At 70.6% G+C, this 14412-nt stretch carries 15 protein-coding genes; 10 read left to right on the top strand and 5 right to left on the bottom strand.

The window, feature by feature from the left end; all coding sequences use genetic code 11:
• Positions 1–105: 105 nt before the first annotated feature.
• Positions 106–639, bottom strand: coding sequence for a hypothetical protein (locus PHZ_RS01125; protein ID WP_041372936.1), 534 nt, complete (start codon positions 637–639; stop codon positions 106–108).
• Between the two features lie 92 nt (positions 640–731).
• On the opposite strand from PHZ_RS01125, the gene zapE reads away from it, so the two are divergent.
• Positions 732–1862, top strand: a complete 1131-nt coding sequence (zapE, locus tag PHZ_RS01130) for a cell division protein ZapE (protein ID WP_012520769.1) — start codon at positions 732–734, stop codon at positions 1860–1862.
• Positions 1863–2055: 193 nt separating this feature from the next.
• On the top strand, positions 2056–2991 hold the full coding sequence (locus tag PHZ_RS01135) for a trypsin-like serine peptidase (RefSeq protein ID WP_236611858.1): 936 nt from the start codon (positions 2056–2058) through the stop codon (positions 2989–2991).
• Positions 2992–3013: 22 nt separating this feature from the next.
• Here PHZ_RS01135 and PHZ_RS01140 read toward each other — a convergent pair whose 3' ends face one another.
• The gene (locus tag PHZ_RS01140) at positions 3014–3898 is read right to left on the bottom strand and encodes a LysR substrate-binding domain-containing protein (protein ID WP_012520771.1); all 885 of its coding nucleotides are present in this window, start codon (positions 3896–3898) and stop codon (positions 3014–3016) included.
• A gap of 183 nt (positions 3899–4081) precedes the next feature.
• On the opposite strand from PHZ_RS01140, the gene sdhC reads away from it, so the two are divergent.
• The 6 genes from sdhC (at position 4082) to PHZ_RS01170 (ending at position 9121) form a co-directional block, all read left to right on the top strand.
• Positions 4082–4489, top strand: coding sequence for a succinate dehydrogenase, cytochrome b556 subunit (sdhC, locus tag PHZ_RS01145; protein ID WP_041372937.1), 408 nt, complete (start codon positions 4082–4084; stop codon positions 4487–4489).
• The gene (gene sdhD, locus PHZ_RS01150; protein WP_041372938.1) at positions 4489–4875 is read left to right on the top strand and encodes a succinate dehydrogenase, hydrophobic membrane anchor protein; all 387 of its coding nucleotides are present in this window, start codon (positions 4489–4491) and stop codon (positions 4873–4875) included. Before sdhC ends, sdhD begins: the two co-directional genes overlap by 1 nt.
• A gap of 8 nt (positions 4876–4883) precedes the next feature.
• Positions 4884–6671, top strand: a complete 1788-nt coding sequence (sdhA, locus tag PHZ_RS01155) for a succinate dehydrogenase flavoprotein subunit (protein ID WP_012520774.1) — start codon at positions 4884–4886, stop codon at positions 6669–6671.
• A 25-nt stretch (positions 6672–6696) separates the two neighbouring features.
• Positions 6697–7479: a succinate dehydrogenase iron-sulfur subunit gene (locus PHZ_RS01160; RefSeq protein WP_012520775.1), complete on the top strand. Its 783-nt coding sequence runs from the start codon at positions 6697–6699 to the stop codon at positions 7477–7479.
• Between the two features lie 68 nt (positions 7480–7547).
• On the top strand, positions 7548–8777 hold the full coding sequence (locus tag PHZ_RS01165; protein ID WP_012520776.1) for an NAD(P)/FAD-dependent oxidoreductase: 1230 nt from the start codon (positions 7548–7550) through the stop codon (positions 8775–8777).
• A 23-nt stretch (positions 8778–8800) separates the two neighbouring features.
• On the top strand, positions 8801–9121 hold the full coding sequence (locus tag PHZ_RS01170) for a 2Fe-2S iron-sulfur cluster-binding protein (protein ID WP_041372939.1): 321 nt from the start codon (positions 8801–8803) through the stop codon (positions 9119–9121).
• Positions 9122–9377: 256 nt separating this feature from the next.
• Here PHZ_RS01170 and PHZ_RS01175 read toward each other — a convergent pair whose 3' ends face one another.
• The gene (locus PHZ_RS01175) at positions 9378–9824 is read right to left on the bottom strand and encodes a hypothetical protein (protein ID WP_041372940.1); all 447 of its coding nucleotides are present in this window, start codon (positions 9822–9824) and stop codon (positions 9378–9380) included.
• Between the two features lie 138 nt (positions 9825–9962).
• On the bottom strand, positions 9963–10730 hold the full coding sequence (locus PHZ_RS21400) for a LytTR family DNA-binding domain-containing protein (protein ID WP_012520778.1): 768 nt from the start codon (positions 10728–10730) through the stop codon (positions 9963–9965).
• A 371-nt stretch (positions 10731–11101) separates the two neighbouring features.
• On the opposite strand from PHZ_RS21400, the gene PHZ_RS01185 reads away from it, so the two are divergent.
• Both PHZ_RS01185 and PHZ_RS21405 read left to right on the top strand, forming a co-directional pair.
• Positions 11102–11938, top strand: a complete 837-nt coding sequence (locus tag PHZ_RS01185) for a terminase small subunit-like protein (protein ID WP_041372942.1) — start codon at positions 11102–11104, stop codon at positions 11936–11938.
• 88 nt (positions 11939–12026) lie between these two features.
• Positions 12027–13112: a hypothetical protein gene (locus PHZ_RS21405; RefSeq protein WP_049758093.1), complete on the top strand. Its 1086-nt coding sequence runs from the start codon at positions 12027–12029 to the stop codon at positions 13110–13112.
• Positions 13113–13374: 262 nt separating this feature from the next.
• Here PHZ_RS21405 and PHZ_RS22520 read toward each other — a convergent pair whose 3' ends face one another.
• A complete protein-coding gene (locus tag PHZ_RS22520) occupies positions 13375–14355 on the bottom strand; it encodes a hypothetical protein (protein WP_148216757.1) in 981 nt (326 codons plus the stop codon).
• Between the last annotated feature and the right edge of the window lie 57 nt (positions 14356–14412).

Genomic DNA, 14412 nt, shown 5'->3' on the forward strand with positions numbered 1-14412 from the left:
GAGCTGTCGCGAAGCGAACGAGGGGGCTTCGTCCGCGCGGTTCGGCGGCGGAAGCCCCCTCAAACCCATTTCGGGCCGCCTCCCCCGAAGGGGAGGACGCCGTCCCTACGTCCGGCGGCTGACGATGTCCTTGTTGTGGGCGCGGGTCTTGGCGCCCTGGCCGCGCTCCAGCTCGGTGCGGCCGGGACGGTTGTTGTTGGTGGACGAGAACACCGTCCCCTCGTCGGCCGGGTCGCCCCAGTCCTGCTGGGGATTGTCCTCCTGGCCCAGCTTGTGGACGTCGACATTGGCGGGCGTGCCGGCCCCCAGGTCGCCGCGCACGTCGCCCATGCCCGCCTCGTCGCGGCCCAGGTCGGGGTCGAGGCCCCAGCCGTCCCGCCGCTGGCCCTCGGCTCCAGCCTCTTCACCCGCGGCCGCGATGTCGCTGTCGCCGAACTCGGCCTGGCTTGGCCGGTCGGCGTTGGTGGCGCCGTCGAGGTCGCCCTCAAAGCTGCGCTGCTCGGGATTGGTGGCGGTCTGGAACCTGTTCGGGTCGCGCTGCTCGTCCATCTCGCGCGCGCCCAGGCCGCCGCCCTGCATGCGGGCCCGATTCGCCTCGGCCTGGCTGGGGCTGAAGTTGCGGTCGTCTTGGTCGGCCATGGTCGGGGCTCCTTCTTGCTTCCCTTCCTGAACCCCGTGGCGAAGCGGCCGTTCCTTGCGCCGGCCGTCGCCGGCCGCTAGGCGAGGACCCGATGCCGTCCGCGCTGCAAGCCGCCTACGACGCCCGCCTCGCCGAAGGCGTGATCCGCCCGGACCCGGCCCAGGCCGCCGCCCTGGCCGCCCTCGTCCGCCTGGAGGGGGAGCTGGCGGACGCCCAGCCCGCCTCGGGGCTCAAGGCCCTGTTCCGCAAGCGCGCGCCCGAGAGCCGGCGGGGGGTCTACCTCGTGGGGCCCGTGGGCCGGGGAAAGTCCATGCTGATGGACCTCTTCTTCGAGACCGCCCCGGTCGAGAAGCGGCGGCGCACGCACTTCCACGTCTTCATGGGCGAGGTCCACCGGCTGATCGACGCCTGGCGCAAGGGCGATCCCGCCGCCCGCAAGGCGCGCTTCGGCCAGTCGAAGGGGGACGATCCGATCCCGCCCGTGGCCGACGTGGTCGCCGAGCGGGCGAGCCTGCTCTGCTTCGACGAGTTCCAGGTCACCGACATCGCCGACGCCATGATCCTGGGCCGGCTGTTCGAGGCGCTGTTCGATCGCGGCGTGACCCTGGTGGCCACCTCGAACCGGCTGCCCGACCAGCTCTACAAGGACGGCATCAACCGCCAGCTCTTCCTGCCGTTCATCGAGCTCCTGAAGTCCAAGGTGGAGGTGGTCTCGGTGGCGGGGCCGCACGACTACCGGCTGGACCGGCTGCGGGCCGCGGGCGTCTGGTTCTCGCCCATCGACCCGGACAACGAGCGGTCCTTCGACCGGCTGTGGCGCGAGATGCTGGGGCCCGAGGACGAGGACGAGCTGGGTGAGACGCTGGAGGTGCTGGGCCGGCGGATCACCTTCCCGAACGCCTCGGGCGGGCTGCTGCGGGCCTCGTTCGGCAGTCTCTGCTCGGTGGCCCTGGGCCCCAACGACTACCTAGCGCTCGCCGAGCGCTTCCACACCGTCTTCCTGGAGGGCGTGCCGAGGCTCACCCCCGCCCGGCGCGAGGAGGCCCGCCGCTTCGTGATCCTGATCGACGCCCTCTACGAGGCGAAGACCAAGCTGATCGTGCTGGCCGAGGCCGAGCCCGTGAAGTTGTATCCCGAGGGGGACGGCGCCTTCGAATTCGAGCGCACGGCCTCGCGCCTGCAGGAGATGCGATCGGCCGACTGGCTGAAGGACAGCGCCTGACGCAGGTGTTCGCCCTGCGCCCTTCTGTCGCGGCGGCGGGCCCTTACGTTTTCGTGAGTAATTGCGGGCTGCGACGATTTGACGGCCTGCGATCACGTCTTCGCGTACAGCTATAGAAAGCAGCGTTATTCGCTCTATCTCTAATTCAAGGACCGCGGGATCTACTCGCGGCATGATGTCGGGGAGCGGGCGAGTGTTCGATACGGCCGTCGAGTTCATCCAGGCCACGGTGCAGCTGGAGCAGCCGACCGCCTCGGGCCAGCGCACCGTCGGGACCGGGTTCCTGATCTCGTCGGTGGACGCCTCGGGCGCGCCGCGGACCGTGCTCGTCACCGCCCATCACGTGCTCGACGGCATGGCCGCGCCGATCGCCGCCATCGGCTACCGCACCGCCGCCCACGACGGCGGCTGGACCTACAGCCCCGCGCCGCTACGCATCCGCGACGACGCCGGCGAGCCGCTGTGGACCCGCCACCCCGCGCAGGACGTGGCGGCCCTGGTCGTCGAGGCGCCGCCCGAGTTCGCCAAGGCGGCGATCCCGGCGGGCTACCTGGCCGCGGAGGGGGCGCTGGAGCGGCAGGGTTTCGGCCCCGGCGATGAGCTGATCGTCCTGGGCTTCCCCCGCGGCCTGGCGGCGAACAACGCCGGCTTCCCCATCCTCCGCTCGGGGCGCATCGCCTCCTATCCCCTGACCTCCAAGGCCTCGCCGACCTTCCTCCTCGACTTCTCGGTCTTCCCCGGGAACTCCGGCGGGCCGGTCTTCGCCCCGGGCGGGACGGGAACGGCGCGGATCAAGGCCTCCGGCGCGCCGCGGCCGGTGGTGGCGGGCCTGCTGACCCAGCAGGTCGAGTTCAACAGCGAGCGTCTGGAGATCGGCGTCGTCACCCACGCCCGCTACATCGTCGAGACGCTCAGGCTGATGCAGCACGGGATCGCGCCCGCCGTGGAGGCGCCGGCGCCCGAGGTCGCGGGCGCCACGCCGGTGGTCGAGACCCCCGAGCGGCGCTCGCCGGTGGGGCGGGCGATCGAGGCGCTCGGCCGCCTGTTCGACCGCGCCGTCTTCGCCCTGCGCGACGCCGGGGCGGGCCTGATCGCGCGACTGTCGGGCGGCGCGCCGGCGCAGGCCTGAACCTCCGCGCCTCGGGCGTTCGTCAGGCGCTCTTCAGGGCCGCCACCAGCTCGCGCGCGTAGGGGCGCAGCTCGTCTTCGGCCCGGACGACGATGCGCAGTTCGCGCAGGGCCCAGTCGTCGGCCAGGGCCACGACGCCCAGCGACATGGTCCGCGCGGCCCGCGCGGCGGTGGTCTCGGGCACCACGCCGACGCCCACGCCGCACTCCACCAGCCGGCAGACGGCGTCGAAGCTGCGCAGCTGCACCCGCAGCTTGAGCGGGCGGCCCTCGCGGACGGCCTTGGCGGTGAGGAACCGCTGCAGCGAGCTGGACCGCTCAAGGCCCACGAAGTCGAAGTCCAGCACCTCGGCGAAGCCCACGCTCTTGCGCGCCGCGAGCGGGTGATCCTTCGCCGTCACCACCACGAACCGGTCCGAGCGGAAGGGATAGGTCTGCAGCCGGCCGACCTCGACCGTGCCGGCGACGATGCCGATGTCGCCGACGCCCTCGGCGATCAGGCCGACGATCTCGTCCGACAGGCGCTCCTCCAGGTCGACGCTGACGTGCGGATGGTCGGCCAGGAACCCCGACAGGGTCTCGGGCAGGAATTCGGTGAGCGCGTTGGTGTTGGCCAGCACCTTCACCTCGCCCGAGAGGCCGCCGGCGTAGGCGGACAGATCCTCGCGCATCCGCGCCTGCTGGGCCAGCATGGCGCGGGCGTGCTTCAGCAGCATCCGCCCGGCGGGGGTGGGGCTGACGCCCTGGCGCGAGCGCGAGAGCAGGGGCGCGCCGAGCGCGGCCTCCATGTTGCGGATCCGGGTCGAGGCGGCGGCCAGCGCCAGCGCGCTCCGCTCGGCGCCGGCGGTGATGGACCCTGCGTCAACCACCTCGCAGAACAGCCTCAGGTCGGTGAAATCGAACCGCATCCTTCGCACCTCGCGAAGGAAAGCTACAGGAAAGACGGATTGTGCAGAAGCCCGCCATGGGAAAACTTCGGCGGTCGCGAAGGATGCGAGGCTGCGCCCGCCTTTCGTTGACACCCGACGAGGCAGGCCTACAACCGGACCGGCTTCGGACGCTGGGTTTCGGAGAGTGGGACGGACGGCACGATGGCTGAGGTAACGAGGGTGGTTCGCGAGCGGCCGACGTCGCCGCATACGACGATCTGGCGGTGGCACCTGACCATGGCCACCTCGATCCTGCACCGGATCACCGGGGTGGCGCTCTACGGCGGCGCGCTGATCGCGGCGGCCTGGGCGCTGTCGCTGGCCGGCGGGCCCGAGACCTACGCCGCCTTCAAGGGCGTGATGGGCTCGTTCCTCGGCAAGCTCGCGCTGTTCGGCCTGACGCTGGCGGGCTTCTACCACCTGGGGAACGGCGTCCGGCACCTGACCTGGGACCTGGGGCACGGCTTCGACCTGAAGAGCGCCAACGCCTCGGCGGTGGGCGTCATCGCCTTCGCCGTCGCCGCCACCCTGGCGGTGTGGGTGATCGCCGGCATGACGGGAGCCCTCTGATGTCCAGCTTCCGCACCCCTCTTTCGCGGGCCAAGGGCCTGGGCTCGGCCAAGCACGGCGTCGGCCACTGGATCGGCGAGCGCGTCAGCGCCGCGGCCCTGATCCCGCTGACCCTGTGGGCCGTCTACGCCGTCATCCGCCTGGCGGCGCTGGACTACTACGGCGCGGTCGCCTGGATCTCGACGCCGCTGAACATGACGCTGATGGTCCTGACGCTGGCGTTCAGCTTCTGGCACATGCACGCCGGCCTGCGGGTGGTCGTCGAGGACTACATCCACAAGACCCTGAGCAAGGCCGCGCTCCTGCTCCTCAACTTCTTCGTCTGCGGACTGGCCGGCGCGCTCGCCGTCTTCTCCGTGCTGAAGGTCGCGCTGGGAGGCGCGTGAGACACCCCATGGCCGCTTACGAATTCATCGACCACAAGTTCGACGTCGTCGTCGTCGGCGCCGGCGGCTCGGGCCTGCGGGCCGCGCTCGGCTGCGCCCAGGCGGGCCTGAAGACCGCCTGCATCACCAAGGTGTTCCCGACCCGCTCGCACACGGTCGCCGCCCAGGGCGGGATCTCCGCTTCGCTGGGCAACATGGGCGAGGACGACTGGCGCTGGCACATGTACGACACCGTCAAGGGGTCGGACTGGCTTGGCGACCAGGACGCCATCGAATACCTCTGCCGCAACGCGCCGGCGGCGGTGTACGAGCTCGAGCACTGGGGCGTCCCGTTCAGCCGCACGGCCGACGGCAAGATCTACCAGCGCGCCTTCGGCGGCATGACCCGCAACTTCGGCGAGGCCCCGATCCAGCGCACCTGCGCGGCGGCCGACCGGACCGGCCACGCCATGCTGCACACCATGTACGGCCAGTCGCTGGCCCACGACACCGAGTTCTTCATCGAGTTCTTCGCCCTCGACCTGATCATGGACGAGGGCGTCTGCCGGGGCGTCACCGCCTGGAAGCTGGACGACGGCACCCTGCACCGGTTCCAGGCCCAGATGGTCATCCTGGCCACCGGCGGCTACGGCCGGGCCTACTTCTCCTGCACCAGCGCCCACACCTGCACCGGCGACGGCGGCGGCATGGCGCTGCGCGCCGGCCTGCCGCTGCAGGACATGGAGTTCGTCCAGTTTCACCCCACGGGGATCTACGGCGCCGGCTGCCTGATCACCGAAGGCGCGAGAGGCGAGGGCGGCTACCTGACCAACTCCGAGGGCGAGCGGTTCATGGAGCGCTATGCGCCGACCGTGAAGGACCTCGCGCCGCGGGACATGGTCAGCCGGGCCATGACCATCGAGATCCGCGAGGGCCGCGGCGTCGGTCCGAACAAGGACCACATCTTCCTGCACCTGGATCACCTGGATCCGAAGATCCTGGCCGAACGTCTTCCGGGGATCTCGGAAAGCGCCAAGATCTTCGCAGGCGTCGACGTGACCAAGGAGCCGATCCCGGTCCTGCCGACCGTCCACTACAACATGGGCGGCATCCCGACGAACTTCTACTCGGAGGTGGTGACCAAGGCCGGCAAGAATCCGGACCAGGTGGTGCCGGGGCTGATGGCGGTGGGCGAGGCGGCCTGCGTCTCGGTGCACGGCGCCAACCGGCTCGGCTCGAACAGCCTGATCGACCTCGTGGTGTTCGGCCGCTCGGCGGCCCTTCGCGCGGCCGACGTCCTGACCCCGGGCGCCAGCCAGCCCGAGCTGAAGGACCACATGACCGACGGCCACCTGGCCCGGTTCGACCGCTTCCGCCACGCGGCGGGCGAGGTTCCGACCGCCGAGCTGCGGCTCGAGATGCAGCGGGCCATGCAGGAGGACGCCGCCGTCTTCCGCACCGGCGAGAGCCTGACGTCGGGCGTCAAGCGCCTGCAGGCGGTGCACGACAAGCGCAAGCACATCCGCGTCACCGACCGCAGCATGATCTGGAACTCGGACCTCATGGAGACCCTGGAGTTCGACAACCTGGTCGGCCAGGCGGCGGTGACGGTGAACGGGGCGGCCAACCGCACCGAGAGCCGCGGCGCCCACGCCCGCGAGGATTTCCCCGACCGCGACGACAAGAAGTGGATGAAGCACACCCTGGCCTGGTTCGACGACAAGACCGGGAAGGTGAAGCTGGACGACCGTCCGGTGCACAACTTCACCATGTCCAACGACATCGCCTACATCCCGCCGAAGGCGCGGGTGTACTAAGGCCAGCCCCAGGAAGACCCGCCCGATGGCCGAGATCCGCCTGCCCAAGAACTCCCGCGTCACCCAGGGCCGCCACCACCCGGCGCCCGCCGGCGCGGCCCGCACCAAGACCTTCAAGGTCTACCGCTACGACCCGGACGACGCGGCCAACCCGCGCTGGGACACCTACGAGGTGGACGTGGACGCCTGCGGCCCGATGGTCCTGGACGTCCTGATCCATATCAAGAACACCATGGACCCGACGCTGACCTTCCGGCGCTCGTGCCGGGAGGGCGTCTGCGGCTCGTGCGCCATGAACATCGGCGGCCGCAACACGCTCGCCTGCACCCACGGCTGGGAGGAGGTCCCCGGCCAGGCCGTGCAGATCAGCCCGCTGCCGCACATGCCGGTGGTCAAGGACCTGGTCCCGGACCTGACCCTGTTCTACGCCCAGTACGCCTCGATCGAGCCCTGGCTGCACACCAAGACCCCCGAGCCGCAGACCGAGTGGGCGCAGAGCCCCGAGGACCGCGAGAAGCTGGACGGCCTCTACGAGTGCATCCTGTGCGCCTGCTGCTCCACGAGCTGCCCCAGCTACTGGTGGAACCAGGAGAAGTACCTGGGGCCTGCCGCCCTGCTGCACGCCTACCGATGGATCATCGACTCGCGCGACGAGGCCACCGGCGAGCGCCTGGACGAGCTGGAGGATCCCTTCAAGCTCTACCGCTGCCACACCATCATGAACTGCGCCCAGGTCTGTCCTAAGGGTCTCAACCCAGCCAAGGCCATCGGGGAAATCAAGAAGCTGCTGGTGGACCGGGTCGTCTGACGCCCGGGGCCGCCGGGTTCCGGCGGGGAAAAGTTGACGGGGCCGTCACTTTTGGGCATCGAGGTTCCATGAGCGACGCTACGGCGCATGTGGTGATCCTGGGCGCGGGCCATGCCGGCGGCACGGCCGCCGCGCTGCTGCGCCAGTACGGCCACGAGGGCCCCATCACCCTGGTGGGCGAGGAGCCGATCCCGCCCTACCAGCGCCCGCCGCTCTCCAAGGCCTGGCTGAAGGGCGAGGCCGACGCCGACTCCCTGGCCCTCAAGCCCCTGGAGTTCTACGCCGAGCACGGAATCGACTTCCGCCCGGGCGTGAAGGCGGTGCAGCTCAAGCGCAGCGACCGCACCGTCGTCCTCTCCGACGGCTCGACCCTCGCCTACGACGTCCTGATCATCGCCACCGGCGCCCGGCCCATCGCCCTGCCGATCCCCGGCGCCGACCTGGCCGGCGTCATGTTCCTGCGCACCGCCGCCGACGCCGAACAGCTCAAGGCCGCCGTCGGACCGGGCAAGCGCCTGGCCGTGGTGGGCGGCGGCTACATCGGGCTGGAGGTCGCCGCCTCGGGCAGGGCCCTGGGCGCCGAGGTCACCGTGCTGGAGCGCGAGCCGCGCCTGCTGGCCCGGGTCGCCTGCCCCGAGCTCTCCACCTTCTTCCGCGAATACCACGAGAAGCACGGCGTCACGTTCGAGCTGGGCTGCAGCGTCACCGGCTTCGAGGGCGAGGCCGGCCGCGTCACCGGCGTCACCCTGGCCGACGGCCGCACGATCGCCTGCGACGCCGCGGTGGTCGGCGTGGGCGCGGCCCCCAACGACGAGATCGCCGCCGACGCGGGCCTCGAGACCGCCCGCGGCGTGGTGGTCGACCTCGACGCGCGGACCTCGGACCCGGCCGTCTTCGCCATCGGCGACGTCGCCCACCGGCCGATGCCGATCTACGACCGGATGTTCCGGATGGAGAGCGTGCCCAACGCCCTGGAGCAGGCCAAGCAGGCCGCCGCCGCCATCACCGGCCGCCCCCGCCCGCCGGGCGAGTGCCCCTGGCAGTGGTCGGACCAGTACGACCTGAAGCTGCAGATCGCCGGCTACCCCTTCGACGCCGACCAGATCGTGGTGCGGGGCGACCCGGCCACGGCGAAGTTCGCCGTCTTCCACCTGAAGGGGAGCCAGGTGCAGGCCGTCGAGGCGATCAACGCCCCGCCCGAATTCATGATGGGCAAGCAGCTCATCGCGAACCGCAAGCCGGTGGACCCCGCAAGGCTTGCCGACCCCACGATTTCCATGAAAGAGGTCGCCGCTTAAGCGAGCGGCTCACGAGGAGCGCCATGGCCAAGATCACCTACATCGAGCACGACGGCACCGAACACGTCATCGACGTGAAGCCCGGGCTCTCGGTCATGGAAGGCGCGGTGAAGAACAACATCCCGGGCATCGACGCCGACTGCGGCGGCGCCTGCGCCTGCGCCACCTGCCACGTCTATGTGGACGAGGCGTTCCTGGCCAAGACGGGCACGCGCTCGGCCATGGAGGAGTCGATGCTCGACTTCGCCGAGGGCGTCGAGGAGAACAGCCGCCTGTCGTGCCAGATCAAGGTCACCGACGACCTGGACGGCCTCGTCGTCCGCATGCCCGAGAGCCAGCACTAGGGAAGACGCGGCAGGCCCCGCTTGGGTCCCCCGGATCAGCCTTCGGCTGACCGTGGGATGACGAAGGGGGGTGCGGCCCCCCAACAGCTCGTCATCCTCCGGTCGCCCGGCAGGGCGATCCGGGGGACCCATGCTGCGCGGGCGGCCCCGCCGGGCCCCGCTGCGCGGGGCTCAAGACGCGGAAGACGAGGCAGGCCCCGCTTGGGTCCCCCGGACCAGCCTTCGGCTGACCGTGGGATGACGAAGGGGGGCGCGCTTATCGACGCTCGGGCGTGCGCTGCGGGCGTCGCTGCGCCACCATCGGGTGCAGGAGGCCGCCGTGGTAGGCGACGAGCCCGCACATCCGGTCCGCCGCGCCCGACAGCACGGCGTCATAGGCCACGTCGCCCTCGCGGGATCCCACGATCATCCGGACGTTCCGGCCGGTGACCGTCAGGCTTCGCACGATGACGGGCGCCGTGCGCACGGGGGTCAGCGTTCCGGCGTAGCGCCCGTCCAGCCGGCCGAGGGTCAGGAGGCCGAAGCTCGGGACGCCGCCCACGTCCATGTAGAAGTCCCACAGCCCGGACAGATCCGGTTCGCCGGCCGCGCCTGAAGGCTCCTGGGCGCACGTCGTCTTCAGGACCGTGGCGTCCTGGGCATGGGCGGCGAGAGGGAGGGCGGCCGCGAGCATGACGGCGCAGGCGAAAAGTCGGTGACGCATCGGATCTCCGGGAGAGCTGGCTAGGGGCTCCCCTCTCGAACAGCTCGCCGCCCGCGGACAACCGCCCGATCCGCCAATGTCATTCGCGCGCCCGGAATTTTCGGCGACGCCACAGGCGGCCCTCTGGGGGGAACGCCCTCAGGCGCTGCCCGGCCCCAGGCCCGCGCGGACCGCCGCGAGATAGGTCCTGCCGACCGGGACGGTCAGGCCCCCCGTCAGCTCGATCAGCGTCCGGTCGCCCTCGCGGCGCAATCCGCGGACCTCCCGGCGCGCGACCCACCAGCGCCGGTGCGCCTGAAGGCCGAGCTGCGGCGGCAGGATCTGCATGGCTTCGCTGAGCTGCATGGAGATGAGGGTCGACCCCCGCCGGGTGTGGACCATCAGGTAGTGGTCCTGGGCCTCGAGGGCCAACAGGTCCCGCCCCAGCCGCTCGGGCACGCGCGCGAAGAACCGGTCGGCGGCCCCGTCCTCCGCCGGCGGCGCCGGCCTGCGGGGCGCCAGAGACGGCCACAAGGCAAGCGCGGCGATGACCAGCTGGACCGACGCGACCGAGAGATAGAGCGACGCCAGGCGTCCCGGCGGGGTCGAGCGCGCGAACACGACCTCGAGCGCCCAGGCCGTGACGAACATCATCGGCACGGTCGAGACCGCCCCCAGGACGATGACGGCGGCGACGGTCGGCAGGCGGGCGAACGCCGCCGCCGGGCGCAGGATCTGCAGGGTGGCGAGCGCCAGCCCGTAGCCCGCCGCCACCAGGGCGAACCAGAAGGCGTAGCGCTCCGGGGGCGCGAGCGACTGGAACGAGCCGAACGGCCCGGCGAACCCCAGGAACACGCCCAGCGCGATCGCCCCGCCGAGGCTGGCGAAGCGCGGGGAGGTCCAGGCTCGAAGGACGGTCGATGGCATCTTGCGCGGCTGGCGAAAGGCGAAACGCTATGCGCCGGGCCCGGCGTTGTCGAGCGGGCCGGATGCGCGCGCCTTCCCCCACCTCCGCCGTCATCCTCCGGTCGCCCGACAGGGCGATCCGGGGGACCCATGCGGCATGGGCGGCTCCGCCGGCGCGCTCGCGCGCCCCGGCCCCTCTCCCCGCCCTCTCCCTCTCGGCCCTCTCCCTCTCCGCTGCGCGGGGGGGAGAGGGGGCGACGGCGCCGCCTCCACACCTCGTCATCCTCCGGTCGCCCGAAAGGGCGATCCGGGGGACCCATGCGGCCTGGGCGGCCCCGCCGGCCTCCACAATCGTTCTTGCTTTGTTCCGTTATCCGTGATACAGATCCATCATGCCCGCCGCCCTCCCGGACCGCGCCGGCCTGATGGCCCGGATCGAGGCGCTGCTGCGCAAGGGGGCGACGCGGGAATGGCTGGCCGCCCAGCCCGACCTGCCCTGCCGCCGGACGGTGCTCAACTGGGCCCTGGCCGATCCGAACTTCCGCTGGCGGCTGGACGAGGCCCAGCGCGCCGGCGCCGCGGTGCGCGCCGAGGCCCGCAAGCTCCACGGCTACACCTACGACAAGGCCGAGGCCTTCCTGCGCCGCGTGCGCCTGGGCGAGCGGGTCGGCGACCTCGTCCGCACGCCGGGGATGCCGACCCGCGAGGCCCTCGACCGCTGGCGGCGCGAGCATCCCGAGTTCCGCCAGGCCCTGACCGAGGCGACGCGCTTCGCCCGCTTCGACCGCCGCCGGGCGCCGCGCTATTCCGAGGCCATGAGCGACCGGGTGATCCTGGCCCTGATCCGCGGCGCGCCCGTCCGGCGGCTCGCCCGCGAGCCGGGGATGCCGGGGCCCACCACCCTGGCCGCCTGGCGCCGGCGCCATCCCGAGTTCGACGGGGCGGTGCGCATCGCGCTCTTCGCCGCGCACCGGGCGCGGATGAAGGCCCGCCGCGTCACCGAGGACGAGGCCGTGGTGGACGCGGTCTGCCTGCACATCTTCTGCGGCGGCACGCTGCACAGCGCCTCGCAGCAGCCCGGCCTGCCCCGCGCCGGCGCCCTCTACAAGGGGATGAAGCGCGACCCCGCCTTCGCCGCCCGCGTCCGCGAAGCCTACGCGGACCGCGACTTCTTCCTCCTGGGCAAGGCGAGGGGCACGGGCCCGAACGCACGGGGGTATCCGGGGTGAGGGGCTGCCCCTGAATGAAAGGCGCCCAAGCTTGACTTTGCGACTTTTCCGGGCTGGCCTCGGCCCTGTTCAATGACCGCGGGACCCGATGAGGCGCGACTACAAGGAATGGCTACACCGCCAAGGTTACGGTGACGGCACGATTGTCGCTCAGCTTCACCGCGTGGGCCGCGTCGAGGAACACTACGGTGATCTGGACGCTCATTTTGAGCGCGACCGGCTGCGCAGTCTCATAGAGACGCTGACCTATTCGACCGAAGATCAGCGGCGTGGGCGCCCGAACCCGACGAAGATCCCGTTCGTAGGCAACGTCCGCAACAATCTGGCGTCCTACAAGAGCGCGGTGCTCTGGTACCGGCGCTTTCGCGAGAGCGGCGCAGCCTCGCGGGCGCCGGCGGATGGCGCGTCGATCGGGGCGCCGGCGTCACCTTCTTCAGGGACCACGCGCTCCCTCCGGCGCGCCGTCCAGTCCGACGCCGCGCCGCGAGGAACCGCCCGCACCGTCTTGGCTCCGCGTGTCGGCCCTCGCACTCTGGTGGACTTCAACCTGAACGGCCGCGACGCGTTGGAAGCGATCATCGCCAGTTCCCAGTATCGGACCATCGCTCAGGCGGTCGCTTCGCTGACGCTCTTCTCTCATCCGCGGACGGTTCGTCAGACGGGTGGCCGCGCTCTGTTCCCGGCGATCCGGAATCCGCGCCGCGTCGGACAGATCGACACCCACAATGGCAAGCGCGTTCTGCTGGACGACAACAAGAGCGCGACGGATGCCTTCCTATGGGCCAACGGCTTGTCTCGGCGTGGCCCCGACACCCAGTTCAACCACGTGTATGCGACGAGCCTCGATCCCGAGGCCTACACCGCCTTGCCCAACATCTGCATGACGCCGGCATTCATCGCCAAGCTCACCGACACGAGTGAGGACGTCCGCAATCTCCTTCGCTATCGCAGTTACCAGCTCTACGAGTGGACGCCGGCCGGCCACGAGCCGCCGGAACGGCCTGAAGACTACGAGGCTCTCGAATGGGCTGCGCCGCTCCCTCCGGTTGAGGACGTCCGCGCCGCGATTACCGCGGCCATGGCGACCAAGCAGAAGGACCGCACTGTTGTGGCCGTGCGTCAGCTCGGCTGGCTCTTCAGTGAAGGCGACCCCGCCGCAACAGCGGCCGAGTAGCGCCGACTGCGGAGGGCGGTGCAGGCCCCATGGACGTGGGAGGCCACATGGGCTCTGCCGCCATTCATGCAGCTTCGGCCGCCTTCGCCGGCCGCGTCCGCCAAGCTTACGCCCACCGTGACTTCCTCCTCCTGGGCAAGGCGAGGGGGACGGGCCACACGCGCCGGGGTGTCCGGGGAGAGGGGCGGGGGCGGCAAGCGCCAGGAACGGAAGTTGGCTCACCTTCGGCTTGTGGACGTTGAGCCGAGCCGGTGAGGCCAAGCTAGGCTAGGAATTGCCGGCGATGCAGATTGATGAGGGGCGCGGCGTTCGTCGCCCGTAGATCGCCAACCTGTTCGTCGTAATCGAAGTCGATAGCCCGCTCGTCAGCAAGGCTCCAGCGGGACCCGACCTTGGCCACTGCCATCATTCCTTCGGTCTCCGCGGGCATGGAGGTGGCCGTGCGATAGGTCTCGACAGCCGCGCCAATCACACTCAGGCATTCCGTCTCCAAGCTGGCCAGCGCGTCCCTGGCGGCCTTGTGGACGTACGACGCCCCTTCGACGTATTCCCGTGCAAGCGGTAGCCACGCCACGCGACCTTTGTTGTCGGCCCGAGCCTCCAGCTCAGCGACAAGGGCCGGGTCAGCCTTGGCCACGTCCCCTATCGACGCTGGCCGCAGCCCGACGGTGTAGGTGGTCCGCATCACTTCCTTGCCTTCATGGGGAACCCAAGCGTTGCCCTGATTCCAGCCCTTCACAGGAAGAGACAGGTGGAGGACATGATTGCGCATTGCCTCCAGCGCCCTGACGCCGAGGAATTTGGCGCGCTGTTCTTCGGCAGCGCGTTCAACTGCGGCGATGGCCGAGGCCGGAAATGGCCTGCCGCAGGCCTTGGCCGCTCGCTGCCGCCGCTTAAGTATCCGCGGCAGATGCTCAGCATACATTTCGCCGCTCGCCAGAAGGTTTACGAGCTGACGATCAGCTTCGCGTCGCCGCCGCTCATAGTCCAGCCGGGACCGCGGACGCGTGACCATGAAGTCAACAAGCGTGCTTGCGTGGGCCTTCTCCAGGCTCAGGTAGTTCCGGACCAGAACGTCGTAGGCTTCCTCCAGCTCGATGATGGCCGTCAGGTCATCCGCGCGATGGGCTAGATCCTCGTATTCAGCACGGCTGATCGGATGTGGCATTGTTCCGAACACGCGCGCCGAAATGACGTACCCGGACGACGCCCATGTCGGTGCCTCAACCTCATCGTCACTCATCCCTCCGGGGCTCCACCAGCTTGAGAAACAGCGTTCCGTCACAATATCCACACTTCT

Source organism: Phenylobacterium zucineum HLK1 (assembly GCF_000017265.1).
In the GTDB taxonomy this organism is placed as follows: domain Bacteria; phylum Pseudomonadota; class Alphaproteobacteria; order Caulobacterales; family Caulobacteraceae; genus Phenylobacterium; species Phenylobacterium zucineum.